The 23,261-nt window shown below is 68.3% G+C and carries 27 protein-coding genes and 1 tRNA gene; 11 read left to right on the forward strand and 17 right to left on the reverse strand.

Annotated elements, in window-relative coordinates; genetic code table 11:
- Window positions 1-18: 18 nt before the first annotated feature.
- From GN153_RS12515 to GN153_RS12530, 4 genes are all read right to left on the reverse strand, one after another.
- Entirely contained in the window at window positions 19-711 is a 693-nt protein-coding gene (locus tag GN153_RS12515) for a DICT sensory domain-containing protein (RefSeq protein ID WP_159903292.1), read from the reverse strand.
- Window positions 711-1,097, reverse strand: a complete 387-nt coding sequence (locus GN153_RS12520; RefSeq protein ID WP_159903294.1) for a DUF7344 domain-containing protein — start codon at window positions 1,095-1,097, stop codon at window positions 711-713. Before GN153_RS12520 ends, GN153_RS12515 begins: the two co-directional genes overlap by 1 nt.
- 715 nt (window positions 1,098-1,812) lie before the next feature.
- Window positions 1,813-2,679 (reverse strand): hypothetical protein, encoded by an 867-nt coding sequence (locus tag GN153_RS12525; protein ID WP_159903296.1) that lies wholly within the window; start codon window positions 2,677-2,679, stop codon window positions 1,813-1,815.
- A 286-nt stretch (window positions 2,680-2,965) separates the two neighbouring features.
- Window positions 2,966-3,370, reverse strand: coding sequence for a hypothetical protein (locus GN153_RS12530; protein WP_159903298.1), 405 nt, complete (start codon window positions 3,368-3,370; stop codon window positions 2,966-2,968).
- Window positions 3,371-3,656: 286 nt separating this feature from the next.
- On the opposite strand from GN153_RS12530, the gene GN153_RS12535 reads away from it, so the two are divergent.
- The 3 genes from GN153_RS12535 to GN153_RS12545 all read left to right on the forward strand — a co-directional run bounded on the left by GN153_RS12535 (window position 3,657) and on the right by GN153_RS12545 (window position 5,260).
- The gene (locus GN153_RS12535) at window positions 3,657-3,944 is read left to right on the forward strand and encodes a hypothetical protein (RefSeq protein ID WP_159903300.1); all 288 of its coding nucleotides are present in this window, start codon (window positions 3,657-3,659) and stop codon (window positions 3,942-3,944) included.
- Window positions 3,941-4,285: a hypothetical protein gene (locus GN153_RS12540; protein ID WP_159903302.1), complete on the forward strand. Its 345-nt coding sequence runs from the start codon at window positions 3,941-3,943 to the stop codon at window positions 4,283-4,285. Before GN153_RS12535 ends, GN153_RS12540 begins: the two co-directional genes overlap by 4 nt.
- Before the next feature lie 192 nt (window positions 4,286-4,477).
- On the forward strand, window positions 4,478-5,260 hold the full coding sequence (locus GN153_RS12545) for an enoyl-CoA hydratase/isomerase family protein (protein WP_159903304.1): 783 nt from the start codon (window positions 4,478-4,480) through the stop codon (window positions 5,258-5,260).
- A 36-nt stretch (window positions 5,261-5,296) separates the two neighbouring features.
- Here GN153_RS12545 and GN153_RS12550 read toward each other — a convergent pair whose 3' ends face one another.
- Window positions 5,297-5,845, reverse strand: a complete 549-nt coding sequence (locus tag GN153_RS12550) for an HD domain-containing protein (protein ID WP_159903306.1) — start codon at window positions 5,843-5,845, stop codon at window positions 5,297-5,299.
- A gap of 87 nt (window positions 5,846-5,932) precedes the next feature.
- Between GN153_RS12550 and GN153_RS12555 the strand changes: the two genes are divergently transcribed.
- Window positions 5,933-7,381 carry an amidase gene (locus tag GN153_RS12555; protein WP_159903308.1) on the forward strand — a complete coding sequence of 483 codons (1,449 nt, stop codon included), beginning with the start codon at window positions 5,933-5,935 and terminating at the stop codon, window positions 7,379-7,381.
- Between the two features lie 18 nt (window positions 7,382-7,399).
- On the opposite strand, the gene GN153_RS12560 is transcribed toward GN153_RS12555, so the two are convergent.
- The 3 genes from GN153_RS12560 to GN153_RS12565 form a co-directional block, all read right to left on the reverse strand.
- On the reverse strand, window positions 7,400-7,831 hold the full coding sequence (locus tag GN153_RS12560) for a GNAT family N-acetyltransferase (RefSeq protein WP_159903310.1): 432 nt from the start codon (window positions 7,829-7,831) through the stop codon (window positions 7,400-7,402).
- Window positions 7,832-7,929: 98 nt separating this feature from the next.
- Window positions 7,930-8,076 carry a hypothetical protein gene (locus GN153_RS17560; protein WP_201287889.1) on the reverse strand — a complete coding sequence of 49 codons (147 nt, stop codon included), beginning with the start codon at window positions 8,074-8,076 and terminating at the stop codon, window positions 7,930-7,932.
- Between the two features lie 110 nt (window positions 8,077-8,186).
- Window positions 8,187-8,759: a cysteine hydrolase family protein gene (locus GN153_RS12565; protein ID WP_159903312.1), complete on the reverse strand. Its 573-nt coding sequence runs from the start codon at window positions 8,757-8,759 to the stop codon at window positions 8,187-8,189.
- A gap of 120 nt (window positions 8,760-8,879) precedes the next feature.
- On the opposite strand from GN153_RS12565, the gene GN153_RS12570 reads away from it, so the two are divergent.
- The 4 genes from GN153_RS12570 (at window position 8,880) to GN153_RS12585 (ending at window position 13,846) form a co-directional block, all read left to right on the forward strand.
- A complete protein-coding gene (locus tag GN153_RS12570) occupies window positions 8,880-10,376 on the forward strand; it encodes an Hvo_1808 family surface protein (RefSeq protein ID WP_159903314.1) in 1,497 nt (498 codons plus the stop codon).
- Window positions 10,373-11,662, forward strand: a complete 1,290-nt coding sequence (locus tag GN153_RS12575) for an Hvo_1808 family surface protein (RefSeq protein ID WP_159903316.1) — start codon at window positions 10,373-10,375, stop codon at window positions 11,660-11,662. The genes GN153_RS12570 and GN153_RS12575 overlap by 4 nt, the downstream gene beginning before the upstream one ends.
- Before the next feature lie 127 nt (window positions 11,663-11,789).
- Window positions 11,790-12,941 (forward strand): nicotinate phosphoribosyltransferase, encoded by a 1,152-nt coding sequence (locus tag GN153_RS12580; protein WP_159903806.1) that lies wholly within the window; start codon window positions 11,790-11,792, stop codon window positions 12,939-12,941.
- A 32-nt stretch (window positions 12,942-12,973) separates the two neighbouring features.
- A complete protein-coding gene (locus tag GN153_RS12585; RefSeq protein ID WP_159903318.1) occupies window positions 12,974-13,846 on the forward strand; it encodes a hypothetical protein in 873 nt (290 codons plus the stop codon).
- On the opposite strand, the gene GN153_RS12590 is transcribed toward GN153_RS12585, so the two are convergent.
- The 8 genes from GN153_RS12590 to GN153_RS17565 form a co-directional block, all read right to left on the reverse strand.
- Complete coding sequence (locus GN153_RS12590; RefSeq protein WP_159903320.1) at window positions 13,847-14,050, reverse strand: hypothetical protein; 204 nt, start codon at window positions 14,048-14,050, stop codon at window positions 13,847-13,849. It abuts the gene before it with no gap.
- A 232-nt stretch (window positions 14,051-14,282) separates the two neighbouring features.
- Window positions 14,283-14,393: transfer RNA gene (locus GN153_RS12595), tRNA-Lys, on the reverse strand.
- A 40-nt stretch (window positions 14,394-14,433) separates the two neighbouring features.
- On the reverse strand, window positions 14,434-15,108 hold the full coding sequence (locus GN153_RS12600; protein ID WP_159903322.1) for a DUF7119 family protein: 675 nt from the start codon (window positions 15,106-15,108) through the stop codon (window positions 14,434-14,436).
- 43 nt (window positions 15,109-15,151) lie between these two features.
- Window positions 15,152-15,286 (reverse strand): hypothetical protein, encoded by a 135-nt coding sequence (locus GN153_RS17830; protein ID WP_268893129.1) that lies wholly within the window; start codon window positions 15,284-15,286, stop codon window positions 15,152-15,154.
- Between the two features lie 284 nt (window positions 15,287-15,570).
- Window positions 15,571-16,431, reverse strand: coding sequence for a ZIP family metal transporter (locus GN153_RS12605; RefSeq protein ID WP_159903807.1), 861 nt, complete (start codon window positions 16,429-16,431; stop codon window positions 15,571-15,573).
- 127 nt (window positions 16,432-16,558) lie between these two features.
- The gene (locus GN153_RS12610; protein WP_236544804.1) at window positions 16,559-17,116 is read right to left on the reverse strand and encodes a hypothetical protein; all 558 of its coding nucleotides are present in this window, start codon (window positions 17,114-17,116) and stop codon (window positions 16,559-16,561) included.
- The gene (gene corA / locus GN153_RS12615) at window positions 17,117-18,100 is read right to left on the reverse strand and encodes a magnesium/cobalt transporter CorA (RefSeq protein ID WP_159903324.1); all 984 of its coding nucleotides are present in this window, start codon (window positions 18,098-18,100) and stop codon (window positions 17,117-17,119) included.
- Entirely contained in the window at window positions 18,097-18,252 is a 156-nt protein-coding gene (locus GN153_RS17565) for a hypothetical protein (RefSeq protein WP_201287890.1), read from the reverse strand. The genes corA and GN153_RS17565 overlap by 4 nt, the downstream gene beginning before the upstream one ends.
- A gap of 173 nt (window positions 18,253-18,425) precedes the next feature.
- Here GN153_RS17565 and GN153_RS12620 point away from each other — a divergent pair, with 173 nt between their 5' ends.
- The 3 genes from GN153_RS12620 (at window position 18,426) to GN153_RS12630 (ending at window position 21,361) form a co-directional block, all read left to right on the forward strand.
- On the forward strand, window positions 18,426-18,881 hold the full coding sequence (locus tag GN153_RS12620; protein WP_159903326.1) for a pyridoxamine 5'-phosphate oxidase family protein: 456 nt from the start codon (window positions 18,426-18,428) through the stop codon (window positions 18,879-18,881).
- Window positions 18,882-18,947: 66 nt separating this feature from the next.
- Window positions 18,948-20,648, forward strand: coding sequence for an acyl-CoA synthetase (locus GN153_RS12625; protein ID WP_159903328.1), 1,701 nt, complete (start codon window positions 18,948-18,950; stop codon window positions 20,646-20,648).
- Window positions 20,648-21,361 carry a 5-formyltetrahydrofolate cyclo-ligase gene (locus GN153_RS12630; protein WP_159903330.1) on the forward strand — a complete coding sequence of 238 codons (714 nt, stop codon included), beginning with the start codon at window positions 20,648-20,650 and terminating at the stop codon, window positions 21,359-21,361. The genes GN153_RS12625 and GN153_RS12630 overlap by 1 nt, the downstream gene beginning before the upstream one ends.
- A 134-nt stretch (window positions 21,362-21,495) precedes the next feature.
- Here GN153_RS12630 and GN153_RS12635 read toward each other — a convergent pair whose 3' ends face one another.
- Window positions 21,496-22,914: an erythromycin esterase family protein gene (locus GN153_RS12635; protein ID WP_159903332.1), complete on the reverse strand. Its 1,419-nt coding sequence runs from the start codon at window positions 22,912-22,914 to the stop codon at window positions 21,496-21,498.
- Window positions 22,915-23,261 lie beyond the last annotated feature (347 nt).

Genomic DNA, 23,261 nt, shown 5'->3' on the forward strand with positions numbered 1-23,261 from the left:
CGAACCCGTCCCCTCTTCCTACACCCCCTCGAGCCCGGCAAGCACTTCACCGGTCAGTTCGAGGTCGTCAGTCCAGAACCCAGCGTAGCGCCCGTTCTCGGCACGCGCGACGAGCGCACAGGACTCCGCCCCACCATCGAACGCGAGCACCCAGTACCGGGTTAGCCCGCCGGCGATTTCGTGATAGGTAACCCCCGGGATCGCCGGCGGGTCCCAGTCGTCGATACCGTAGATGTGGAGTTCCAACTCGGTGTCGACGGCGAGGCGACGGTACGTCTCGACCTGGGCTTCAAACGCGGAGAGCCGTTGAAAGGCCACACGAAGCGTTCCCTGGCCAACCCGGAACGCACGGTCCTCTATCTCCCGGCTGACCGCAAGTAGGTCCTGCCGCCCGAGTGCTGTGAACACGGTTCCATCGAGTACCTCGAACAGGGCCCGGTAGCCCTCGGAAATCTCCTCGGAGTCACCCGGCCGGACGAGTGGCGGCTCGAGGAGCCCCTCTAACGCGTCCAAGCCGAGGGCGCCGACAAATTCGCCGTTGTCTTCGATAGCGACAAACGGGTCCGGCCTTCCCGGCGGGAGGTCTCGCCGCTCGACGGTGACCCGGTGGTTCGCAAACCGGTCGCTCAGGCCGTCTTCGTCGTCTCGTGTGTGGACGATAAACCGCTTCCCGTGGCTCTGGACCTCGTCAAATAGTGTATCGAACATCATCAGTCACCCCGTTGCTCGCCCTCGACACTGCGGGCGATTAGTGACGCGACATCATCGCTGAGCGGCCTCAGGGTGATAGAGTCGGTCGCCTGGTGGTACTCGACGAGTCCCGCATCCTCGAGGACCGGTAAGTCCCGGTGGTGGAGTTCGCTCCGGATCCGTCGGTAATCGTCTGCTCCACGCATCGTGCCCGCCTCCGTTGCCTCCCAGCCGGCCAGGACAGTCGTGAGGTCGTCAAGCGTGGCCGCGTCCTGAACAAGCAGGATATACAACACCCGGCGTCGCTGGGTCGAGGCCATTGCCCGATAGAAGTCGTCCTCAGACAAGCGCACCCCCCAGTCCCCGCGCTGCCCCCCGGGATCTGGCTCTGTCGTACGCTCATCCATAGGGTATGGTACTCGTTCACAAGGAAAAATAAACCTTCCGCGCACTCCAGAGGTCGCCGTCGGCGGTTTCGACAATGATCACGAGGTCCTCCTTGCTCGAGGTCGTACTCACGCCTCCGGGCCGTCTTCAGTGGCTCGGGGTCACCCCTCGTCGTCCGAGTCGCGCCCGTCGGCGAGCCAGTCGACCTCGCTGGATGCTTGCAACGACACCGTCGTAGTGTCGGTAGCGGTATCATCGCGCCCTTCGGTTCCATCGACATCCGCACTCGGTGCATCGGGGTCCGGATCACCAAGTCGGTCCTTCGGTGGACCCCTGGCCTCGACCTGCGCGAGTAGGGTCTCCAGTTCGCCTGGGTCGCCCTCGTAGCGCTCTCAGAACGCGGGAGCGGGAGTGGACGGAGACGTGTGGCGTGGGCGGTCACCCGCCTGGGGTGCCGGCGTGACTGTCGGGTGCGGCCTGGACGAGGCGAATCCAGGCCGCCGCTTGAATGCCAGACGGTGCGGGCGTGTCGGCGGGTGCCATCCACACCTCGGATGTGGAGCCGACTAAAGGCATCCCAATTCGTGGGTTCTCGTGTCTGTTCGCGACCATGTGAACCCGCTTGTGGTGGTTTGAGACCGTCCAACCATCCGGTTTTGTTCAAACCCGTGACCGCTGGGAGGCTTCAGCGAGCCTGCGTGATACACCGTACGTATCCGTCACCACGAACTGCTTCTATCCGAGAGACGACCTGCGGGATTCCAGCCCGATATACAGAAGAGATACGACGATCAGATACAGCCCCATCCCTCCGACGACGCCCCACGTCAGGGCGTTCGATTGGTCGAAGTTGGCCCAGACACGGACGACACCAATCAGGACCAACGTGAACCCAAGTAGTTGACTTTGGACCAGTATTCTGGCAGCGCTCCAGCGAGGGTCAAGCACGACGACGCTGTTAACGACGCCGAAGAGAGCAAACCATCCCGCCAAAATCCGCGCCGTGAAAGGGGACACGGTCCATGGCCACACCCCAATCATGAGTTCCGGCGCGATAAACAGGGCGACAGCACTGACTGTGATGAGCACTCCTAAGCCACCGCCGAGCACCCGCACCACTTGTGGGAGAAGGACCTCGCCCCCCTCCAGTTCCTCAGGATCGGCCCGGCGATTGAGCACCCAAATTGCTGGAATAAGGACGGGAGTGACTGCGTAGAGAAACACCCAGAGACCGAACGTGAAGTGACTGTGGTTGAAGTTTTCCCAGTGGAGCACGGTGGCGATAGCCATCAGCCACGTGAATGCGGCGATCCCGAGGAAGACCGGGGCGACCGTGTGCCACTTGTTGACGGAGGCGACCCGATAAAAGAAATACACTCCCGCCCCGTAGCCTGCGCCCATTATGATCGGCGTCATCTCGGGTTGGATCGTCCACGCGAAGTACGTCGTGGTCTGGTCGGGCAGTCCGTAGAGAACCAGAAACGCCGCAGCTAAAAACGGGATAATGAAGCGCGCGACCCATCGGGTAATCGGAAGGACCCGCCCATTACGGTCAGAGGTGCCCAGTATCCACCTTCGAAAAACTGCTTTCCGTTCGTTCATTGAAACTACCTGATTCAGTCTGATTCAGCATGCGAGAATATATCCGTTCCTTCCATTTGGTGGCTGTACACTCAATATTTCGCACGCCGTTCCTACCGGCTGCTGCTGGGTTTAACAGGGCCAAATATCCCGCACACGGGGGTCGTCAGTCATACACCGATGTATGAGCGAAACCCGAAGGACAGACGCTAAGCGGAGTTCGATTCCCACGCTCACACGCAGAATAGACGGGCCAGCGTTCCGGGCCGCGCGCGTGGCGTGGTGAGCAGTCGGCTTGCTGCACTCCTCAAAACGGCAGGGAACGGAGGCCGTCGTCGTACTCGAGTTTGATTTCGGTGAACTTCCGGAGCCTCCCGAAGGAGTTGTACTGGGGATCGTGCCAGAGCTGTCCCGCGAAAGTAAGCCACTGGTCGCGCCGGCTCTCGAGGTGTCCAGTCCGGGCGAGCACGCCGTGGATGGCGGCCTCAAACACGTCTCTGGAAAACTCGGGAATGTACGCCGACGTACCCTCGCCGGCGACTCTCCCCGTCTCGGGGTTGTACCGCCGGCCCGAGGGTTCCTGATACACATCTCTCGTCCGGTCCCCGCCCTCGTGTTGGTGTGGGAGGAACACCTCCTCATCGGAGAGGGCGACCCGCGCCCCGTCCTCGAGATAGCTATCGCGTGCGACTGGCTCCGGGTGTGCGGTCACTGTGAAGCGAGCGATGCGGTGCGCTCGCTTCCGCTGCTGCCAGCTGCCGGGGTTCGAGTGTGTCCGCTCACCGTTGCTCTGTTCGTCGCTGGAGTCCGTCTCGTCGAACCACCAGTTTTTGCGACTGTATTGCGCATCGGACGTGGCCGGTGGGTAGCCGCCCGCAGATGTGACTCTCCGTCAGATCGTGACTACTCCCGGGCGCTCAGGAACGGCACTCGAGGCTGCGTGGGTGGCTTACGACCGAGTGAGAACCTTGAGAAGGATGCCACGAGAGGAGCGAATCATGAGTCCGACCGTCCAGGAGCTTCGGAACGCGATTCGAGCGGCAACGGGGCGCTTCGAACGGGAGGTGGAGGCGTCGTTCACGAAAGAAGAACTCCAGGCGATCTGTGAGACACTCGAGATTGCTGTCGACGATCCTGAGCGCCCGTCGACGACGCGAATGCGCCGGCGCATCCGGGCGCAGGTCGGCATCACCGAGTCGCCCGAAGCGGCGGACGAGTCCACCTTCCGGAAGGCCGACCTCCGAGTGATTGCCGACGCGGTTGGGGCGTCGTCCACTGGGAGTTGACCGACCGGGATGACGGCCGGCACATCGGGCCGATGGCCGGGGACTTCCACAGTACGTTCGACTTCGGGGACGACGAGGAGACGATTGCGACCGTCGATGCCGACGGTGTGGCACTGGCCGCCATCCAGGGCCTCTCGCAAAAGCTCAACGAGAAGACCGACCAGATCGACGACCTGAAAGCCGGCCGCGAGCGCAGAGACGAGCGCATCGACGCCCAACAAGACCGGATTGACGAACTCAGCCGCGAGAACGAGCAGTTGCGCGAGCGCCTGGCTGCCGTGGAGGCTCGGCTCTCTGAGCTGGAAGCTGCCGAGATATCACCGCCGTCGGCTAACGACTGACGACTGTCGGTCCGGTGATCGTCACGAGCCTGCTGAACCCAACACCTCTGTATTCAGCACCCGGTTCCTATCAGTCAGCGGGGGGCGCGATCGTCGAGCCTTCGAGAGTTTTCCTGTTGTCGTGAACTCCTTCGGCCGTGGCCACTGCTGATAGCACCGGCTTACAAATACCGGCGGACCGACGTGGCGCACATGGCATACGAGCATCTCGACTACGCCGTCGAGGAGGGGATCGCGACGATCACACTGGACCGACCCGAGGTCTACAACGCCTTCAACCGGCCGATGGTCCTCGAGATAAACGAGGCCGTCAGAACCGCGGAGGCCGACGACGGGGTCTACGCGATGGTACTGACCGGCGCGGGCGACGGCTTCTGTGCCGGCGCGGACACCACGGACATGCGCGACTGGGACGACGCCACCGAGGAGGAGTACGGCGCCTACCTCTGGATGGTCCAGCGCGTGGTCGCCAACCTCCGCGGGGCCTCGACCCCATCGGTCGCGGCGGTCAACGGCCCCGGGGTGGGTGCGGGCTGTGACTTCGCGCTGGCCTGCGACCTGCGGGTGATGGCTCCCGAGAGCTTGCTCCGCGAAGGGTTCGTCAACATCGGGCTGATCCCCGGGGACGGCGGCGCGTGGCTGCTCCCCCGGCTGGTCGGCGAGTCAAAGGCCCGGGAGTACCTGCTGACGGGCCGCGATATCACCCCCGAGGACGCCGTCGACATCGGGCTCGCGGTCGAGGAGGCCGAGGACGCGCTCGGCGCGGCCCGCGAACTCGCCGCGGAGATCCGCGACAAGCCGGCAGTGGCCGTCCGGCGGACCAACGACCTGGTCGACCCGCAGCGGACCTTCGAGGACTACTGCGCGCTGGCCTGCGAGTACCAGTGGGAGTGTGTCACCGACGAGGAACACGACGAGGCCGTCGCCGCGTTCAACGAGGGCCGCGAGCCCGACTACGGCCGCAGCTACGAGTAGCGCGTCGAGTACCGCCTCGCGGAGCGCGCACCGCGGTCAGTCCAGCAACGACCGCGCCCGGTCGAGAAACGCTGCCCGGGCATCCGACGGCGAGGCCGGGACGGACGCGTCGAGGTCGTAGCGCAGCTCCGGTGCCTCCGTGGCCCAGGAGCCGTCGTCGAGCAGGCGGTCGGCCTCGTGAGCCAGCAGGCGGTCGTCGGCGGCCATCACCGCCTCCCACTCGGATTCGGTCGGTGCGGGCAGGCCGAGCGCCTCCCAGACCGCGTCCTGGATGCGCGCCTCGACGGCCTCGAAGTCACCCAGCCGCGACTTGACCGGCCGCGGAACGTCACCGACGTATGCCTCCCCGGCGTCGTGCAGCAGGCCGTAGGCCTGGACGCGCTCGCCGTGGTCGGCCAGCTCGCGGGCGACGTACAGGGAGTGCTCGGCCACGCTGTAGAAGCGTTGACAGTGCCCGCCGAACCGGCAGGTGTGTGCAAGCGACCCGGCGATGTCTTCCAGCCGAACCTCCGCCGGGCGAGGGTCGAAGGGGTAGAACCGCCCGCCGGTGAACGTCTCGATGGGCTTTCCCTCGCGGCTGTCCATGGAGACAGCAGGAGACGCCGGCTCAAAAATCACCCGAGACGCCGGCCTACCCAACGCTTAATCGGTTTCCGCTCTCCGTGTGAACTGATGACAGACGACGACCTCGTGGCGGCGGTCGAGGCCGCCGCGGCAACCTACGGGATCGACCTCTCCGAGGAGGAACGGGAGGGCTACGCGCTCGAGGCCGAGATGACCGAGGACCTCCTGGGTGACCTCGAACCGACCGCCTTCGAATCCGCGCCGGCGGCCGACGTCGAACCCGGCGACGACGAGCACAACGCCTTCCTGTATCGGTGTGACCTGCCCGGTGCCGACGTGGGGCCACTGGCGGGGATGGATGTGGCGGTCAAGGACAACATCGCGGTCGCGGGCGTCCCGATGACCTGCGGGTCGGCGGCGGTGGACTTCGAGCCCGGCTACCACGCGGCAGTCGTCGAGCGCCTGCTCGGGGCGGGGGCGGACCTGGTCGGGACGACCAACATGGACGAGTTCGCCTACCACACGACCAGCGAAACCTGCGCCCACGGGCCCGTCGAGAACCCCGGCGCCGACGGCGTGCCGGGCGGCTCCTCCAGCGGCAGCGGCGCGGCCGTCGCCGCCGGCCTCGTCGACGCCGCCCTCGGGACCGACACCGGCGGCTCGGTCCGTATCCCGGCTTCCTTCTGTGGCGTGGTCGGGTTCAAGCCGACCTTCCGGACCGTCCCCCGGTTCGGCTTCGCGGACCTGGCGTCCTCGCTCGACCACGTCGGGCCGCTCGCGCCGGACGTCGAGACTGCCGCCCGCGTCCTCGCGGAACTCAACGGCCCCGACCGCCGGGACCCCTCGACCCACGGGACGCCCGTCCCGGACCCGACCGGGGGGCTGGACGGCGACACGGGCGCCAGCGCCGCGGACTACCGCGTCGGCCTCGTCACCGAGGCCCAGGAGGGGGCCGACGACGCGGTCGCGGCAGCGGTCGAGGACGCCGCCGACGGGCTCGCCGACGCCGGCGCGACCGTCGAGGAGGTGTCGCTGCCGGGCTTCGGCGCCCAGCCGCTCGTCAACTCCGCGGTGACAGCCACGGAGTTTACGACCCTCGTCGCCCAGGCCGGCCAGGACTACGGCGTCGGCACGGGCTACAGCGAGGCCTGGCGGGCGGCAGTTGCCGGGATGGACGCCGGCGAGCTAGGTGAGAACGTCCGCGGGCGGCTGGTGGTCGGCCGGGCGCTGACGGAGGCGACGGGCGGTGCGGGCTACGTCGCCGCCCAGAACGCCCGCCACGAGTTTCACGCCGTCGTCGACGACCGCCTCTCCGAGTACGACGCACTCTTCCTCTCGACGACGCCGACGACCGCACCCGACTTCGGCGAGGTGACCGAGGACGCCGACTTGTTGCGGACCATCGCCCACACCTCGCCCTTCAACCTCACCGGCCACCCCGCGCTCTCTGTGCCCGTGGAGGCGGGCGGCGAGCCGGTCGGCTGCCAGGTCGTGACCGACTGGTACGACGAGGCGACGGCCGTGGCGCTCGGGCGCGCGGTCGAGGCGGCTGCGTGAGTCACCCTCCCGCGTGAGTCACTTCTGATAGGTCATCCGCACGAGCTGCTCGGTCCCGCCCTCCGGGACGGCGACCGGGCGCTCGAACTCGGTGAACCCGACCGACTCGTAGAAGGGGACCAGCCCTTCCCGGCAGAGCAGGCTGATACCGTCCACAGAGTCGAGGACGGGGTGGTCGCGGACCCCTTCCATGAGCGCCCTGCCGACGCCCTCCCTGCGGCGGTCGGTCGCCACGATGACGTCGTAGACGGCCGCGTAGAAGGTGCGGTCAGTGAGGACTCGAGCCGCGGCGACGAGGTCGCCGCCAGCGGTCTCGACGCCGACGGCCACGTCCGACCCGGCCAGCGCCCGGCGGACGCGGCTCTGCTCGCGGTCAGCCCACCACTCGTACTCCCCGTAGAGAGCCGTCAGCGCCGGGGCGTCCTCGGGGGCGAGGTCGCGAACGCGCATCGGCTGCTCTCTCGATACCGGGCGATGAAAACCTGACGGGATCGGGCCGGCGGGGCCGGGCCGTCGCCGGGCTCCCGGCCGGGCGGCGGTCGGGGCCGTTACTCCTCGTCCTCGTCGCCGCCGTCGGTCAGCAGCTCCGTCTCCGTCGAAGACTCCTCAGCGAGGAATGAGGGTGTCTCCTCTTCCTCCTCGTCGTAGACGGTCCTCCGGGCGCTGTCCCACTCCGGGTGGTATCCGTGGCACATGGTACACCGACATACAGTCCTGTAGACACATCAATGTTTCGGGAAAACGGGAGTGTTCGCCGCTCTCGGGGCGATATTTGCGACGTTCGGGATCGACCGGTCCGCGTGGCTCACCCGAACGAGAGGGCGTCGCGGTCGGTCACCTCGCCGAACAGCCAGTCGGCGTGCTCCAGCGCGTACTCGCGGTGGTCCTCCTCGATGTAGCCGACGGCGTCCCCGACCAGCACCGGCCGGTAGTCGCGCAGTCCCGCCGAGCCGGCGGTGTGGAGCACGCAGACGTTTGCGAGCGTGCCACAGAAGACGAGGTCCGTGATATCGCGCGCCGAGAGCCACCCGTCGAGGTCGGTCTGGTGGAAGGCGTCGTAGGTGTGTTTCTCGACGACGTGGTCTTCCTCCTGGACCGGGAGGTCGTCGACGACCTCTGCCTCCCAGGAGCCCTCGAGGACGTGCTCGCCCCAGCGCTCGAACTCGTCGTAGTAGTGAGCGTCCTCGAACTGCTCGGGCGGGTGGACGTCGCGCGTGTAGACGACCTGTGCACCCGCCCCGCGGGCGCGCTCGACCAGGCCGGCGCAGGGCTCGATGGCGTCCTCGCTGGGCGGGGCGTAGAGGCTGCCGTCGGGGTGACAGAAGCCGTTCTGCATGTCGACGACCACGAGCGCGGTGGTGTCGGGGTCGAGGTTCATGTCCGCCCGTTCGGCGCCGAGGCTCAAGAAAACTTCTCCGGGCTCCCTGCCGGTCGTCGGCCCGCCACCGGCCGGCCGGCGCCCGCGTCACTTTTGTCGGCGCGGTCGTAAGGGAGGGCAATGCGACGGACCGCCCTGCTCGCCCTGGTCGGAGCCCTCCTGCTCGCCGGCTGTGGCGGCACGCTCGCCCCGGCGACCGACAGCCCGGACACGTCGACGGAAGGTCCCGACGGACCCGGCACGGCGACCCCGGCGGAGCCCGGACCCGGTGACGGCCCGACGGTGAACGGGACCGAGATGGCCGACGAGCCCCGGCCGGACCCGGAGACCGACCGGCTGGGCTGGGAGAACGGCTACTGGTACAACGACCCGCTGTCGGTCGAGAACACGGCGAACCTCACCGCCGAGCAGCGGGAGGCAGTCCTCGCCCGGGCGATGGCCCGCGTCGAGCGGGTCCGTGACCTGGAGTTCAACAGCACCGTCGAGGTGAGCGTCCGCAGCCGCGAGAACGCCAGCATCGGTGGCGGCGGCGACCGCGACCCTGCACTCCGGTCTTTCGACAACGCGAAGTTCGAGGCCGCATTCCTCATCGGCGAGGACGAGGACTCGCTGTCGGTCCAGCAGGAGAGCCGCAACCAGACGGTTGCGGGCTACTACGACTCCGAGGCCGACGCGATCGTGCTCGTCAGCGACTCGGCGACGCCCACGCTCGACGGCGAGGGGACGCTCGCGCACGAACTCACCCACGCCATCCAGGACCAGCGGCTGAACCTCTCGGTCCAGCGCCGCGTCGACACCCGCGACGGCTACAACGGCGTCCTCGGGCTGGTCGAGGGCGAGGCGAACACCGTCCAGCAGGCCTACACCGCCCGGTGTGGCGAGGAGTGGACCTGTCTCAGCCCGCCCGACTCCGGCGAGGGGGGCGACCCGAGCCCGCCGCCGAACTGGGGGACCTACTTCCTGCAGTTTTTCCCGTACAGTGACGGGCCGGGCTTCATCGCCTCGCTCCGTGACGGGGACGACTGGTCGCGGGTGGACGCCGCCTACGAGAACCCGCCGCGAAGTGCGCGGGTGGTCATCGACCCCGACGACTACGGCAGCTTCGAGGTCGAGGACGTCGAGCTGGCCGACCGCGCGACCGGCGGCTGGGAGCGGGTCCGCCCCCCGGACCGACCGGACTACGGCCGCCTCGGCCGGTCCGGGCTGGGCGCGATGTTCGCCCGGACGCTGTACGACGACTCGAACCGGACATCACTCGTTGCTGCACAGGAGTGGCTCAACCTCGACGGCGGCGAGGTCAACGCCACCGACCCGCTGAACTACGACCTGGCGGTCACCCGCGGCTGGACCGGCGACCGCCTGCACGTCTACCGCAACGGCGAGGAGCTGGCCTACGTCTGGCGGCTGGCCTGGGAGTCGCCGGCCGACGCAGAACGGTTTGCCGGCGCCTATCGCGCGCTGCTGTCCTACTGGGGCGGGGACCGGGTCGCCGAGGGCGTCTGGGTCGTCGAGGACGGCCCCTTCGCCGACGCCTTCCGCGTGACCGTCGACGGGTCGCGGGTGACCGTCACCAACGCGCCCACGCGGGCCGGGCTGGACGAGGTGCGGGCTCCGTGAGGCGCGCGGCGGTTCTCACACTCGCGCTCGCCGCGCTGGCGGTACTCGCGGGGTGTGGCGCCGTCGGTCCGGCCGACGACGGCGAGCTCGGCGTCGAGAACGGCTATAGCTACGACGACGACCTATCGGTCACAACAGAGGACGGGCTCAACGGGACGGAACTGACGGCGGTCAAGAGCCGGGCGATGGCCCGCCTCGAGCGCCTGCGCGGCCTGGAGTTCACCGAAGACGTACCCGTCCGCGTCATCACGCGCGAGCAGTACCGCGCCAACGCGACCTCGACACCCAACCGGACCCACCAGCTGTGGAACAACCAGGTCTGGGAGGGCCTGTTCCTGGTCGGCGAGGACAGGAACGTCTCGGCAGTCTTCGACGACCTCCGCGGGAGCACGGTCCAGGGCTACTACTCGCCGGGCCGCGACGAGATCGTGATCGTCAGCGACTCCGCGACCCCGCGGCTCCGCAGGGGGACACTGGTCCACGAACTCGTCCACGCCCTCCAGGACCAGCAGTTCGGGCTGGACGAGTCGATGGACACCCAGGACCGCCAGCTGGCCCACAGCGCCGTCGTCGAGGGGGAGGCGAACCTCCTGACCGCCCGCTACCAGGGGCGGTGTGACGGTGAGTGGTCCTGTGTCACCGTCCCCGGGGGCGGCGGTGGCGGCGGGAGCCTCTCGAACCCCGGCGTGTTCGTCGTGCTCTACCAGCCCTACGCCAGCGGGCCGGGTTTCGTCGCGGCCATCGAGGGACGCGGTGGCTGGGACGCCGTCGACGACCTCCACGAGGCGTACCCCGCGAGCACCGAGCAGGTCATCCACCCCGAGCGCTACCCCGACGACGAGCCTGTCGACGTCTCCGTGCCGGACCGTTCGTCGGCGGCGTGGGACCGCTTCGACCACGACCCCGTCGCCGACACCGTCGGCGAGGCATCGGTCTACGCGATGCTGGTCGCCAACGGCGTCGGCGAGACGCCGCCCTCGCGGTACAGCTACAGCCACCCCGCGGCCGACGGCTGGGCCGGCGACGCGCTCGTCCCCTACCGGTCGGGCGGCGAGTACGGCTACGTCTGGGAGACCGCCTGGGAGAACCCCGGAGAGGCCAGGGAGTTCCACGACGCCTACCGCGAACTGCTGGAGAAGCGGGGGGCGGTATCCCGCGGTGACGGGGTCTGGGTCATCCCGGAGGGGGCCTTCGCCGACGCCTTCCGGGTCACCCGCGAGGGCAGCCGCGTCCGGGTCGTCAACGCCCCGACCGCCGGGAGCCTCGACGGCGTTCACGCGGAGTGAGCGGCGAGCCGTGGCGGCCACCCCGGCGGGACCACCCCGATGCCCGCCGACCGGCCCGCCATGAGGGTCGCTGGTCTTCATCACCCTCGAATGAAGAGAAAATCGTTTCAACCGGGCCCGAGTAGGGCTGGCCATGGAGTTCGACATCGTGAGCCCGGACGCGATAGCCGAAGGGCGAGCGACGGACGCGTACTTCGACCGGACGGTCGAGACGCTTTCCCACGCCGGACGGAACCCGAACGTCGTCGCCGAGGTGACCGCGAACCAGTTCCCCACCGGCGAGTGGCACCTGCTGGCGGGGGTGAAAGACGCCGCCGCGCTGTTCGAGGGGCGCGCCGTCGACGTGGAGGCGCTCCGGGAGGGGCGGCTGTTCGACGGCGGTCCCGTCCTCCGGGTCGAGGGGCCGTACCTGGAGTTCTGTCGGCTGGAGACCGCGCTGCTCGGCTTTCTCTCTCACGCCACGGGCGTCGCCACGAGGGCCCTGCGCGCCAGGCGGGCCGCGCCGGACTCGACGGTGCTGAGCTTCGGGACCCGCCACGTCCACCCCGCCATCGGGGCGATGGTCGAGCGGTCGGCGCTTCTGGGCGGGCTCGATGGCATCTCCAACGTCGCGGCCGGCGAGGTGGTCGGCCGCGAGGCCGGCGGGACGATGCCCCACGCGCTGGTGATCTGTTTCGGCCGCGGCAACCAGGAGGCCGCCTGGCGGGCCTTCGACGAGGCCGTCGCCGAGGACGTCCCCCGGGTGGCGCTCTGTGACACCTACGACGACGAGGTCGAGGAGGTCCTGCGCGCGGTCGACGCCGTCGAAGACCTGGACAGCGTCCGGATCGACACCACCGGTTCGCGGCGCGGGGACTTCAGACACATCCTCCGGGAGCTCCGCTGGAAGCTCGAGGCCCGCGACGAAGACGTGGGCATCTTCGCTAGCGGCGGGCTGGGTGCCGAGGAACTGCGTGAACTGCGGGACGTAGCCGACGGGTTCGGCGTCGGCAGCTACGTCAGCAACGCCGACCCGCTCGATTTCGCGCTCGACATCGTCGAGGTGGAGGGCGAGCCGGCCGCCAAGCGGGGGAAACTCGACGGCAAAAAGCAGGTCTACCGGACGCCCGACGGCGGCCACCACGTCGGGCTGGCCGACCGGCCGGGCCCCGCCGACGGGGAGCCGCTGCTGGAGCCGCTCGTCCGGGACGGCGAGGCCGTCCGGGACTTCTCGGTGGCGGCGGCGAGCGAGCGGGCGCTGGCCGACGCCGACCGGGTCGGGTTCGGCGACGGAAAGTAACCGTTTTTTATCCGGGGTGGCCACCTTCCCGTATGCAACGACGCGCCGCGGCGGTCTACTTCGTGCTCTTCGTCCTCATCGGGGCGGGTGCGCTCGGGTTCGTCCAGGTCGGGATGACCCAGCCCACTGTCCAGTTCCCGGACGCCCCGGAGTACGCATCGGATGATACGATCACCGTCGACGGGCGGACACACACGGTCGCGAACGTCACGACCGTGACGACCGGAGGGGAGGGCGGACACGGTGGCGGCGGCGGCGAGGAAGTCATCCGCGGGAACCTCACGTGGGTCAACGACTCCGCGCGCATGACCGCGACGCTCGAGAGCGGGTCGACGACGACCTACGAGGGGACGGAGTACAACGTCAGTCTCGACAACGAGACCGGGGAGATCACGCTGACGGCACTCCAGAACGTCTCGGCCATCCTCGCGGCCGACCCGGCCGTCGAGGACGAGCCGTTCGACCAGAACGGTACGCAGTACGTCCGGTACGTCGAGGACGGCACGCTCCAGCCGCTCTCGGAGTACCTGCCCGAGCCCGAGCGGCTGACCTTCGCGGTCGGCGACGACTACCGGTACCCCGCAGACTCCGGTAACGTCACCGCGACCGTGACGGCGGTCACCGCCGACACGGCGACGCTGTCCTGGACCACCAGCGTGACCAACCGGATCCCCCTCCAGGAGGGCGCGAACGTGACGCTCAACGGCCAGCAACACTTCGTCCACTTCCCCAGCGAGGAGAGCGTCCAGCTCCTCCCCAACGACGAGTACTACGGCAACTACCAGTCACAGCTCACGGAGATCGACTACTTCGAGGAGCGGCGCAACGGCGTGTGGGGGGTCGTGATCCTCGCGTTCCTGGCGGGACTGTTCCTGCTCGCGACGGCGTTCATGCCGGTCAAATAGTCAGGACGCGCCCGCACCGTAGCTCAGCCACGCCAGCCCCACCCCGACCCCGACGCCGAGTACGACCCCGACGAGCTGCAGGACGGTGACGACTGCACTTCCGGTCGACCACGGCGACCCGAGCAGCGTCCCCAGCGAGCCCAGCACCAGGACGACCCCGACGGCGACCCCGAGCGGCTCCAGCCTGTCCTCGACGGTTACCATGCACGGGCGCTCGTGGGGCGCGAACCTAAGTGGTGCGGTTCGCGACCTCGCCCCTCACGCCGCCGGCTGCGGCTTGCGTTCGCCACGTCCGCTTCTCGCAAAAGCGGGCCGGGAGGGGTTTGAACCGAGTGGAGACGGACCGCTCGCCCCGCTCACGGTTGCGACTCCCCGGGTTCAAATCCTTCCGGGCCGGTTCGGTCACCGCTTCGCTGTCGCTCAGCGGTTCCCTGCACGGGCCGGGAGGGATTTGAACCCCCGACCATCTGGTCTCTTCCGTGACTTCCCGTACGACCGGGCTGTCACGATAAAAGCCAGACGCTCTCCCTCACTGAGCTACCGGCCCTCGGATCAATGGGAGGTCCCCCGGAGGTAAATCCTTACGATCAGCCGTCTTCGAGCCAGCCCTCGAGCGCGTCATCGACGAGCTCGCCCGGCCTGCTGTCGTCAAGCGAGGCCTGCCGGCGGAGCTTGCAGTAGACCTCCGGGGAGAGCCGGAGGTCGAACGCCCCGAGCGTGACCCCTTCGTCGGCCAGCGCCGCCTCGATGTCGGTCCCGTCGCCGACGGTGCTCGCTACCGAGCGGACCTGCCGGACGGTCATGTCGTGGTCCAGCACGGCCCACGCGAGGTGGAGCCGGTCGGGGCCAGAGAGGCGGGCGATGTGTTTCGCGGCCGTCGGCGCGATCTCCCCGCGGGCGACGTGACGGCGGATCGCCTGGGGGAGGTCGTGGACCCGCGACCACTTCCGGATGAATGAGACGGTGACGCCCTCACCGGCGCGGGCGGCCGCGTCCTTGTAGGAGCCCTCGCCGCGCACCAGCGCGGCACACGCCGCCGCCCCCCGGAGCATCAGGACGTTGTCGTCGGCCCCGGCCTCGTTGTCGGCGAACGCGCGGACCGTCTCCGCCGCGAGCGCGAGACTCTCGGGGTCCTCGGGGTCGAACTCGACGGCCCGCTCGGCGTGCTCGCCGGTCAGCGACGGGTCGCCGCGGATCACCGGCGCGCCGACCGGCGACTCGCGGTCCGTCGGGATCGCCTCGTCGGGGCCCTCGCCACTCATCGAGTTACCGTAGCGTGCTCAGCGTCAAAAGTGTCCCGTAGGTTCAGTCCTCGTCGGTCTCGGACTCCCGGCGCTCCGAGAGGTGCTCCCAGACCTCGGCACAGCCACACCCGTCGTCGATGTCCTCTAGGTGGTCGCCGTCCCGCGCCTCGTCCTCGGTGTCAGATGTCGTTGTCATTGCTTCAGTCATGCCACCGACAGACCTCCGGGGTCAGTCGTGTCCCTCCCTAAGAGCCTCCACTTCATAAGGCTCGCCGCACCTGTAAACGCTACCAGGGCTCGGGTATGCCGGCAACGAGCACCGGTATCGTTGACGCCCGGCCGCCGGCGCCCGGCGGCCGAGTGCCGCCGAAACTGGCAGATCCTGGGGACGAGACAGATCTTCCAGTGACGACGGCCGTCCACACACAGACCAGCACCGCGCCCGGAGGGGGCAAAACCATCCGCTTTCGGCGGGTAACCTCAGGCCGCGAGCGCGACGTCGAGATACAGCATGACGACGATGCCGACCATCGTCCCGAGGGTCGCGACCCGCTCGTTGCCACGGAGGTGGGTTTCGGGGACGATCTCGTCGCTGATGACGAAGAGCATCGCGCCGGCGGCAAACCCCATGGCGTAGGGGAGAAGCGGGGCGGCAAGCGTCACCGCGACGGCGCCGAAGACCGCGAGCGGGATCTCGACGACGCCGGCCCGGACGCCAGCGACGGCGGCGTAGAGCCGCCGGTCCAGGCCGGCGTTGACGGCGGCGATCGACACCGCGAGCCCCTCGGGGATGTTCTGGATCCCGATCGCGAGCATCAGTGCCAGCGCCTCACCGACCCGCCCGGAGCCAAAGCCCACCCCGACAGCCAGCCCCTCCGGCATGTTGTGGAGGGTGATCGCGAGGACGAACAGGACCACGGAGGCAAGCCGGGCGTCGTCGACCGGCAGCGAGTCGCCGGGCTCGGCGGCGTCGGCGCGGCGCTCGCCGGTCAGCAGGTAGTGGGCGTGGGGGACCAGCATGTCCGCCCGGTCCAGAAAGAGCGTGCCGAGCAACACGCCCGCGAGGACGGGGACGGGCTGGAGGAACCCGGTCGCCTCGATGCCGGGGACGACCACCTCCGTCAGCTCGATCCCGGGGACGATGAGGCTCGTGAAGCTGGCGGCGAGCATGACGCCGGCGGCGAACCCCAGCGCCCCGTCGAGCGCGCGCTGGCTCGGGTCCCGCACCACGAAGATCAGCGCGGCACCGAAGACGTTCAGCAGGGCGATGAAGATCCCCCCCACCAGCCCGTGGACCAGCGGGTTCGTCCCGAAGACGTCCACGAACGTGTCGACGACCATCCCCTGCGCGTACTCCACGTTCGCGTATAAGTTCACACCCTGGCGGCGTATCAGGACGCCGACTGCCGGGGAGGCGCCGCCCGTGATCCTCGGCCGGGGCCTGGACGCCGACCCCGGCCCGGGATGGCTACCGTTCGGGGAGGATGTCCCCGAGCGAGGCCCCGACGGCCATCACGACAGCCGTCACGAGCGTCTGGCTCCCGGCGACCACCGGCGTCGTCCAGTCGACCCGCCCCCAGACGGTCATCAACAGGAGCGCCGCCCCGCACGAGACCACGAGGATCCCGACCAGGCGGAACGGGACGACCCCGGCGAGCAGGTCCTCCTCGACCTCGGCGAACCCGGCAGCGTACAGGATCCCGAGGACGAAGCCCAGCCCCAGTATTGCGGTTAGCCCGATGTAGGCCGGACGCGCGGCGATGTAGGCCCCGATCTCGAGGGTCCCCTCCTCGACGATCATCGGGATGCCGAAGATGAAACTCCCCACCAGCGCCTCCCCGGCGTCCCGGCGCCCGAAGGCGCTGCGCAGGCGCCCGAACGGGCGTGCCCGGGCCCGCCGGAGCGTGCGCATCGCCTCGCGGACCTGCTCGCGCTCGGCCGGCGAGTCGACCAGTTCCTCCAGCTCCTCCAGTTCGTCCATCGCGTCCTCGAGGTCCGGGTCCTCGGGGGCGTCGGAACTGCCCACTCAGATCCACCCCCGCTTGCGAAACGAGTACAGCAGCACCACTCCGACGAGCGTCATCCCGACCATCACGGCCGGGTAGCCGTAGGTCCACCCCAGTTCGGGCATGGCGAAGGGGGTGCCGGCGAAGTTCATCCCGTAGACGCCCGCGATGAACGTCAGGGGAATGAAGACCGTGGCGACGACCGTCAGCGCCTTTGTGACCTCGTTGGTCGACTGCGAGAGCGTGTTGAGGTAGATGTCGCGGGCGCCGGCTGTCAGGTCCCGGTAGGTCTCGGTCAGGTCGACCACCTGGACGAGGTGGTCGTAGACGTCGCGGTAGTACTTCTCGGTCTCGGCGTTGACCTGCTCCGGACGCCCGCGCGCGAAGGCACTGACCGCCTCCCGGGTCGGCCAGGCGATCTTGCGGAAGGCGAGCAGGTCACGCCGGACGGCGTTGAGCCCCTCGAGGGTGGCGATGTCGGTCGACTCGAGGACCTCGTCCTCGATGACCTCGATCTGGGTCTCCACCTGGTCGAGGATGGCGAAGTACTCGTCGACGAGCAGGTCGACGACGCGGTAGGCGGCGAAGTCCGGACCCCGGCTCAGCAGGCGCTCGTCGCCCGACAGCGCCCGCTCCCAGACGGTCCCGACGGCGGGGACGGGGTTCAGCGAGAGGGTCACAAGCCAGTCGTCGCCGACGTAGAGCCCGACCGGCTGGTCGTCGATCTCCTCCTCGAAGGTCTGCTCGCCCCGCCGGAGGTCGGCGTCTTTCACCAGCAGGAAGGCGTAGTCGGCGAACTCCTCGCTTTTCGGGCGGACGTGCCCGCGGACGTCCTCGACGGTCAGCGCGTGCAGCCCGAACGCCTCGGCGACGGCGTCGATGTCGGCCCCGCTCGCGCGGACCCAGGTGGTCCCGGCCGCCTCCTTCGCGGCCCGGAGCTGCGCCGGGGTTTCGGCGGGCCGGGTGCTGACGGTTCCGTCGCTGTAGACGAGCGCGTCGGTCACCGGCGGTCACCTCCGACGGCGACGAGCGTGAGCCCGAGCATGACCGCCGCGACCGCGAACGCCCGGCCGGGGTACTCGACCGCGACCCCGGCGACGTACCCGGCCACGCCGAGCGCTGTGACACCGCCGCCGAGCAGACGGATCCCCTGCATGTCCGGCCCGTCGGGGCCCGACACAGTAACCCTTCGGGCGCCGCTACGGCACCGCCTCCGTGAGCGTATCCCCTGCGAGCCTGGGCTCCGGGGAGCCGGCGTCGTGGGGCGGACGGGCCGTTCCGGGGCGCCCCATCGCATCACTTACCACTGCCGGGTATCCTCGGCAGAGTATGAGACGTCTTGAGCGAGACGAGATCGACGAACTGCTCGTGCGGAAGGGGGTCGGCGTCCTCGCCATGGTCGACGACGGGCAGCCGTACGCGGTCCCGGTGTCGTTCGGCTACGACTCCGACCGGATGGTGTTCCCGATGCAGTGGGGTGGCGGGTACGGGAGCCGGAAAAGCCGGGCTATCGACGCCAATCCCAACGTGTGTCTCACCGTCTACGAGCAGGACACTGACGACGAGGCAGTCTGGCGGAGTGTCGTCATCACGGGTGAGATAGCGGAGATCGGGGAGAACGAGCAGGAGCAGGCGTACGCGAGCCTGGCCGCGAACGCGGAGTTCCCCGCCGACTTCGGTATCTGGGGGATCCCGTTCGAAGAGGTCGAGTTCCGGTTGTTCGGCCTGAGCACGAACCACTGCACGGGGCGGGAGTTCGCGGCGAAGTACGGGGGACGGGACTAGCGGACCGGTCCCGGACCTGCCAGCGGCGACCGAACCCTAAAGCCGGCGTCGGTCGAACGGCGGGGTATGAGCTGGGAGCCGATGCCGGACTACGACAGCTACGAGCGGGCCCGCGCGGACTTTTCCTGGAACCTGCCCGACCGCTACAACCCGGCCCGGTACTGCCTGCGGGGTCACGACGACCCGGGACCGGCCGACCGGGTCGCGCTGGTCGACGCCGCCACCGGCGAGGAGCACTCCTTCCGTGATATCGGGGCGGCGGCCGGCCGGCTGGCGACGGCACTCGCCGACCGCGGCATCGAGCCCGGCGACCGCGTCGGCGTCGTCGCGCCACAGCGCCCGGAGACCCCCATCACCCACATGGCCTGCTGGCTGCTCGGCGCGGTCACCATCCCCCTGACGACGCTGTTCGGCCGGGACGCGCTCGCCTACCGGCTCGACGACGCCGGCGCGCGCGCGGTCGTCTTCGCGCCCTCCGTCCGCGACGACCTGGCGGCCGCGAGCAGCGAGTCTCCGGCGCTGGAGGTCGCTATCGCCCTCGACGACCGGCCCTACTACGTCGGCGAGCCCGACGTGTCCGCGGAGGGCGGGGCCGACATCGACTGCGAGGTCGTCGACTACGACCCCTTCGTCGCGGACCGCGACCCCGACGTCGAGCCCTACGACGCGACACCGGCGACGGATTCGGCGGTCATGTACACCTCCGGGTCGACGGGGCCGCCGAAGGGCGTCCGGCACGGGCACGCGCTGTGGGCCGGCCGGGGAGCCGCCGCGTTCAACTTCTTCGAGGGCGGGCTCGGCGCCGACACCGTCGCCTGGACCCCCGCGGACTGGGCGTGGGGGTCGGCGCTCGGCGGACTCCTCATGGGGACGTGGCACTACGGCGGGACTGTGGTCGCCGCGCCGATGGAGGGGTTCGACGCCGGCGCTGCCTTCGAGATCCTCGAGGCGTACGACGTCACCGAGGCGCTGGTCCCCCCCACCGCGCTCCGGATGATGATGAGCGCCGAGGCCCCGGAGGACCTCGCCCTGGAGACGGTCGCCTCCGCGGGCGAGCCGGTCACCCCCGAGATCCTCGAGTGGGCCGACGAGACGCTCGAAGGCGTGTCGGTCAACGAGTACTACGGCCAGACCGAGCTCAATCTGGTGGTCGCGAACGCTTCCCGGTGGTTCGAGACGAAGCCGGGGAGCATGGGCAAACCCCTCCCCGGATACGACGTGCGGATCGTCGACCCCGACCTCCCGGAGGACGCCGAGGACCCCGACGAGCTCCCCCGGGGAGAGGTCGGGGAGATCGCCGTCCGACCCGACGACGACCGCGTGTTCTTCAGGGAGTTCTGGAACCGCCCGGAGGCCACGGCGGCGAAGCAGCGCGGCGGGTGGTATCTCACGGGCGACCTCGCCCGTCAGGACGAGGACGGCTATCTCTGGTTCGAATCCCGCAAGGACGACGTGATCATCACCAGCGGCTACCGCGTCGGCCCGCTGGAGGTCGAGGAGTCGCTGCTCGGCCACCCCGCGGTCGAACAGGCCGGCGTGGTCGGCGTCCCCGACGACACCCGCGGCGAGGTGATCAAAGCGTTCATCGAGCTGGTCGGGGACGCGACGGGCGATGACGACCTGCGCGAGGAGCTCCGCGAGCGAGCCCGGGACCGCCTCGCGGAGTACGAGTACCCCCGCGAGATCGAGTTCGTCGACGCGCTCCCCAAGACCTCGACGGGGAAGATCCGCCGGGTCGACCTCCGTGAGCGGGAGCGAGAGAACTGATGCCCGCGAAAGAGAACCTCAGAGAGCGCGTCTGGGGCGAACTCGAGGAGAGTGGAGAGGCCCGTTTCCCATTTCCGCCGCGGGGGAGAATTCCCAATTTTGCGGGTGCAGAGCAGGCTGCGGAGCGTCTCGCCGGGACCGACGTCTGGAACAATGCAGACGTAATCAAGTCGAACCCGGATTCGCCTCAGCGCCCGGTTCGTCGGCGGGCACTGGAGGCTGGCAAGGTCGTCTATATGGCTGTCCCCCGGTTACGGGACGAGGAGTGTTTCTTGCGGCTGGACCCCGACGAGATAGATGACATCGACCACGCGACAACGATTGGTGGTTCGTCGGAACTGGGGGAGCAGGTGGGCCCCGAGGAGATGGAGCCTATCGAGTTGATCGTCTCCGGGAGCGTCGCGATGACCGAGGACGGTGAACGAGTCGGGAAAGGCGAGGGGTACAGCGACCTGGAGTTCGCGATCCTCCGCGAGTTCGGACTGGTCGACGACAACACGACGACCGTCACGACCGTTCACGAAATTCAGGTCGTCGACGAAGCGGTCCCGACGACGCCGCAAGACGTTCCGATAGACTGGCTCTTCACCCCGGAACGGTCAGTTCGGACGGAGGCTGCCGACGACAAACCGGTCGGGATCGAGTGGGGCCTCCTCGACGAACAGCGGCGCGATGAGATCCCGATTCTACGACGCATCGAACGGCACCGTTGAAACCCCGCGAATAGTGTTCGGTGCTGGGCTTGCCGTCTGGTCTCACCTTCTCCAGCACTGTGTTTGTTGTTCGGGAGCTGCGTATGCAACTCGCGGTCCAGTTCCGAGAGTTCCCGAGGGCCGGTGTGAGTTCCTCAGCTGTGGGGTACTGACCTGTACTCGAAAGAGCTGGGTGAGGCGGTTTGCACGAACACGATCCCGTCGTAGACCGTGCCGGGGGGTGCTGGGAGCGGCACCGAACCTCGGTCAGCGGCGCTCGGCGTCGAGAACTGGACATCGGACACAGTATCAAGCCAAGAGTCGATACGGGCGCGTTCTCGAGCGGACTCGAGGTCCAAGAAGAACTCGGGATGTTGCACATCGACCAGGGTGGCTGCTGGTGTCCCATCGGTCGGCTCACCGAGTTCGTAGGTCGAGAATGGCTCTCGCGGCTGACTCTGAGGTGCTCTGAACTGTCCAGAGCCAAACAGCAACCCCAGCGAGTAGTAATCCTCGCCGAATGTCTCGGTGAGGTGCTGGCCCATGCGAGCGCCATGACCGCCGGACCCACTCGATCCCCGCATCGTGTGGTTCGAGTTCCCGAGCACGACTGTCCGGTCTTTGCCAGCCCACTCACGTAGCCAGCGCACGTTTCGTGCCATCGCTGCGTCACGGATCGTCTTGCCCTGTGTGAACTTGTGTGCGCGGAGTTTCTGCTGGAACTGGAGACTTCGGTTGAGTGTCCAGACGTGACGGCGTGCGAGTTTCCATGCTGACCGCGAACTCGCATCGACGTAGGCCGTCTCGTGAGAGTGGAGTCGAGCCTGGAGGTCCGAGATGAGCGAGGTCTGCGCGTCGGTCATATAGCTGACCTCGTCCTGTTCGTACAGGGGCTGCGTCAGCGGGTCCAGCCGGTCCTCGACCTCGTTCAGGTAGTCAGGGTCGACCCGTTTGAAGTACGAGCGCAGGGCGGTCGCGTTCACGTCATGGAACTGCGCATCGTAGCCGTAGACAACAGCCTGGTCGTCTGCAGGGCGCCCGTCGTTGAACGACCGAAGCCACTCGAAGAGCTGGCGGATCGCCTCCGTCTGCCAGAAGTAAAACTCGAGCCCCGAGAGTGCACTGTCGAGGTCGTCCGAGGTACCGGTGACGTACTCGTTCACGGGCCCGAACTCTCCGAGTGTGCCCTCGATTGCGATCAATCGGTATCCTTCAGCAGCTACCAGCCGTTCGACGAGGAGTTTCTGGAGGGTCTTGAACTCCTGGATCCCGTGTGAGTTCTCCCCGATCCCGACAATCGGAGCCGACGCAAGCGTTGAGGCCACACTGTCAAGGCCGTCACCGCCGGAGAGCGCAATGGGGACCGATTCGGCTTCGATGGCTGAGACGGGGGACTTTGCCCCGTCGCTGGGGGTCGGTGTCCCCGCACCCGCAGACTGAGTGGGTGTGTTCGAACGGGGGGTCGTCGTTCCGTCACCGGGGGCACTGCTGGCACAGCCAGCGAGGGTTCCAATTCCTGCAGTGCTTGCAGCCACAACAAACTGTCGACGTGAGAGGCGGCGCTGTCTCGACATGATCCGTCCGGGTGGTTGTCGCCACGGGAGTAACGTACCAACCGCCGAAGTGCTCAGTCAGCAACGGCGGGCGAGTATTTATGCCCGCTGCCGGGAAACAATCCAGTTTGTGCTAGTACGACGCGTTACCAGGCCGGTCTTCGCCGTTGTCCGGGCCGGCCGAGGCGAGATATGCGCGCTGCAGCCAGCACGGCTTCTGAAATCTATCACCGGTTGAGACCCTCAACAATACCGTCTACTGGTACAGAGGGTGCGACAGAAAACGGTCAGTAGAAGCCTCTGGAAACGTTCAGAGACCGCCTCGCTCTCATCGGTGCCGGTCACTATCCAATCAACCACTCCTCCCC

This window comes from Salinirussus salinus (assembly GCF_009831455.1).
Lineage (GTDB): Archaea > Halobacteriota > Halobacteria > Halobacteriales > Haloarculaceae > Salinirussus > Salinirussus salinus.

Bases quoted from the DNA above. Each gene is read 5' to 3' on its own strand.
- GN153_RS12545 (WP_159903304.1), top strand. From the start codon at position 4,478: ATGGCATACGAGCATCTCGACTACGCCGTCGAGGAGGGGATCGCGACG.
- GN153_RS12560 (WP_159903310.1), bottom strand. From the start codon at position 7,831: ATGCGCGTTCGCGACCTCGCCCCCGAGGACGCCCCGGCGCTGACGGCT.
- GN153_RS17560 (WP_201287889.1), bottom strand. From the start codon at position 8,076: ATGTGCCACGGATACCACCCGGAGTGGGACAGCGCCCGGAGGACCGTC.
- GN153_RS12565 (WP_159903312.1), bottom strand. From the start codon at position 8,759: ATGAACCTCGACCCCGACACCACCGCGCTCGTGGTCGTCGACATGCAG.
- GN153_RS12585 (WP_159903318.1), top strand. From the start codon at position 12,974: ATGCAACGACGCGCCGCGGCGGTCTACTTCGTGCTCTTCGTCCTCATC.
- GN153_RS12555 (WP_159903308.1), top strand. From the start codon at position 5,933: ATGACAGACGACGACCTCGTGGCGGCGGTCGAGGCCGCCGCGGCAACC.
- GN153_RS12520 (WP_159903294.1), bottom strand. From the start codon at position 1,097: ATGGATGAGCGTACGACAGAGCCAGATCCCGGGGGGCAGCGCGGGGAC.
- GN153_RS12625 (WP_159903328.1), top strand. From the start codon at position 18,948: ATGAGCTGGGAGCCGATGCCGGACTACGACAGCTACGAGCGGGCCCGC.
- GN153_RS12515 (WP_159903292.1), bottom strand. From the start codon at position 711: ATGATGTTCGATACACTATTTGACGAGGTCCAGAGCCACGGGAAGCGG.
- GN153_RS12590 (WP_159903320.1), bottom strand. From the start codon at position 14,050: ATGGTAACCGTCGAGGACAGGCTGGAGCCGCTCGGGGTCGCCGTCGGG.
- GN153_RS12620 (WP_159903326.1), top strand. From the start codon at position 18,426: ATGAGACGTCTTGAGCGAGACGAGATCGACGAACTGCTCGTGCGGAAG.
- GN153_RS12570 (WP_159903314.1), top strand. From the start codon at position 8,880: ATGCGACGGACCGCCCTGCTCGCCCTGGTCGGAGCCCTCCTGCTCGCC.
- GN153_RS17830 (WP_268893129.1), bottom strand. From the start codon at position 15,286: ATGACAACGACATCTGACACCGAGGACGAGGCGCGGGACGGCGACCAC.
- GN153_RS12535 (WP_159903300.1), top strand. From the start codon at position 3,657: ATGAGTCCGACCGTCCAGGAGCTTCGGAACGCGATTCGAGCGGCAACG.
- GN153_RS12550 (WP_159903306.1), bottom strand. From the start codon at position 5,845: ATGGACAGCCGCGAGGGAAAGCCCATCGAGACGTTCACCGGCGGGCGG.
- GN153_RS12635 (WP_159903332.1), bottom strand. From the start codon at position 22,914: ATGTCGAGACAGCGCCGCCTCTCACGTCGACAGTTTGTTGTGGCTGCA.
- GN153_RS12605 (WP_159903807.1), bottom strand. From the start codon at position 16,431: ATGGTCGTCGACACGTTCGTGGACGTCTTCGGGACGAACCCGCTGGTC.
- GN153_RS12525 (WP_159903296.1), bottom strand. From the start codon at position 2,679: ATGAACGAACGGAAAGCAGTTTTTCGAAGGTGGATACTGGGCACCTCT.
- GN153_RS17565 (WP_201287890.1), bottom strand. From the start codon at position 18,252: ATGCAGGGGATCCGTCTGCTCGGCGGCGGTGTCACAGCGCTCGGCGTG.
- GN153_RS12600 (WP_159903322.1), bottom strand. From the start codon at position 15,108: ATGAGTGGCGAGGGCCCCGACGAGGCGATCCCGACGGACCGCGAGTCG.
- GN153_RS12630 (WP_159903330.1), top strand. From the start codon at position 20,648: ATGCCCGCGAAAGAGAACCTCAGAGAGCGCGTCTGGGGCGAACTCGAG.